Genomic DNA, 2756 nt, shown 5'->3' with positions numbered 1-2756 from the left:
AGCGAATAGAAAAAGAAAATGCACATCACTGCATTGATGTGTATTTTTCTCTAAACCCCCGTGCGGGAGCTCTTCGGAAGTATTTATGTGGTGAGATATCGCTATCCTAGCACCTTTTCCTATGCGCGAAGCGGCCAAAACTCGATAGTGTGGCGTAAATAATGAGATTTTTCTTTCGCGTAAATGCAGATAAAGAAATGCCTAGTCGAACTATTCTCATGGACTTGAAGTAAAGATTTAAGTTTTACTCACCCCTGCATAAAATGACCTGCATCACAAAGGTTATTTTATTCATAAAGTAACCCAGAAAGGGTGCTAGAGTATCTCACGGTGCGTACCCGTGCATGCACATTGTGGAGCTACCCTCAACAGCCCACAAGCCACAACGCAGACACCACGCACCACAGTGCCGCGCATCAACCACCCCGCACAACGATATCTGCCTGCAGAGACATGTGTCCACCGACCTGTCCACAGAGGTATCTGCCCGGCAGATACGTGCGATGAAAACACTGTACAGCGCTAACACCTCACTCTTCCGTATTCTCTCCACCCTCCCCGCGCCTAAGGTGACCCCGGCTCCTAATGCTAGCCGCCCGGTGACCCGCCCCTCCTACCCGTCGCGTCCGCGTTGAGGCAACACTCCGCGTTACCGTTCATGGTACGGTGCTTCTGCGAACACCTACCCGAGCAGTGGTTACCCGAGCAGTGGCTACCTGGGTTTTGCGACCGGTAACCACCGCTAGTCATCTCCACTAGCCGAAACTCGTTGTAGACGTGAAAAGCCCCCGATGAGTTCTTTCATTGGGGGCTTTGCTATGCCCGTAAACCGAGCCGAGCTATATTGCGGACAGTCTAGTGCTGTTCTTCAGCCTCGCGAGGTTTCTGCGCCGGGTTGGTGACCAGCGGCTCGTCCTGGGTGATGGGTTCGGCATCACCGTTCAGGTCGTAGACCTGGGCATCTTCGGGGATTTCCATTGCGGGGGCGCCGGGAATCCGGTCGTCGGGAATCTGATCGTAGCCGGCGAGGTTCTCCTCATTGGTGCCAGCCGCCTGTGCGGATGCTGTAGCGGTTGCCTCAGCAACCTCGCCTGCACCGTCGGCAATTTTTTCCTTAGATGCGCCAGCGCTCAGACCCTTGGCAATGACCTTGCGCGGCGGGCTCTGGAAGGCAAGTTTGCCGTTGGCGTCCAGGTTCCCCGCCTTCTTTGCTAGGTAGAAGCTGTTGATAATACCTCGGCTGCAGAAGACTTTATCGCAATTGATGCGGTTCGTCCTCATGAGGGTGAACCCCTCGTACACCTGCTCGGTGGTCATGGTGGTACCGTTGACCAGCTGCTGAGCCAGCAGAGCGGAGACATGCGGTGCCGCCATGGAAGTGCCGCTCTCGTAGTCGTAGCTGAACTTAGTGTAATCCGGGCGGTCGAGGCTGTTCATGGACAGGGTGAGGATGTTCTCACCCGGTGCGGAGATGTTGACCCTCGTACCGTAGTTGGAGAACGACGCTCGCGTGCCAGCCTTGGTGGTTGCGCCAACCGTGATGACGCCGTAGCAGTTGGCGGGTGCGTACTTGGAGGCGTCCGTGTTGCCGTTACCCGCCGCGGCGACTACGATTGCGCCCTTGGAGCGGGCGATGTCGATGGCGCGCTGGTAAGCGGCGGGGCAGGTGCTCACGGTGCCTAGAGACATGTTGATGATCTTTGCGGGGTAGGTGTTATCCGGTACTCCGTCAATGTGTCCGCCGGCAGCCCAGATGATGGCATCGGCAATGTCGGAGGTGCGGCCACCGCATCGGCCCAGCACGCGCACGGGCTGCACGCGGGCAAGGTCGGCGGTACCAACAATGCCCATACCGTTGCCGCCGCGGGCGCCGATAATGCCGGCAACGCTGGTGCCGTGCCAGGTGGAAGTGTGGGCGTTCGCCTGGTCTTTACAGAGGTTGTAGGGCGCGTAGTCGCCTTCGTCCCTGGGGTTGGGGTCGCGGCCGTCGCCGTCGCGGGCGCTGAGGGGGTCGCTGATAAAGTCGTAGCCGTTTGCCATGCCGGTGACCAGGTCGGGGTGCGGTACGTAGCCGGTGTCGAGTACGGCGACCTTCACGTTTGCGCCGCGGCGCAGGCGTGCGTTACCGGTGTTCTGGACGCCGGTGGTGGGATCGGTGAGGTTCCACTGTTTGCCGTACTGCGGGTCGTTGTACTGGAAGGTGATGTCGCCCTCTGCGGCGGGGTAGTTGATGTAGTCGGGCTCGACGGAGGCTACGTCCGGGTCGGAGGCGACCTTCGCCATGAACTCCTGCGCTTCGTTTTTGTTGAGGGTCTTGGAGGTCTGGATGACGGCGTCATCGGTGGAGGTGTTGTGCAGGAACTTGGTGTCGACGTTCATTGCTTCGTTGACGATTCCGACGGTGTCCATGATGTCGTCAACGATGCCGCGGACTGCGTCCCAGTCGCCGTCGCGCAGCATTTTGCGCTGCTTAGCTTCCTGGGTGTAGGTGACGATGAACCGGTCGAACACCTGCTGGGGGAGCGTGCCGGGGGCTGCGGCGGTGGGGGTATTAGGGCGTGCCGTGCCGCCGCGCATGAGGTTGAGGGGGCTTACGGGGCCTTCAATTTGGGGTGCGGCCTGAGCTGCTGCCAGGGAGGCTTCGTTGCTGGGTGCCTGCGCGAGGACGGCGGGCAGGTCGCCTCCGAAGAGGAGCGCACCAGCGGTGAGCAGGCTCATGGCTGCGCGTGCGGGGCGCTTGCGGCGGCGGTTATCGG

General features: G+C 59.8%; 1 protein-coding gene. It reads right to left on the bottom strand.

Annotated features, from left to right (window positions below):
• Window positions 1-855 precede the first annotated feature (855 nt).
• A partial coding sequence (locus tag Q0216_RS05455; RefSeq protein ID WP_298593570.1) for a S8 family peptidase occupies window positions 856-2756 on the bottom strand: 1901 nt, incomplete at its 5' end.

It is taken from the genome of uncultured Rothia sp., from assembly GCF_937976295.1.
GTDB lineage: Bacteria > Actinomycetota > Actinomycetes > Actinomycetales > Micrococcaceae > Rothia.
This window is presented reverse-complemented; position numbering and strand designations above follow the sequence as displayed.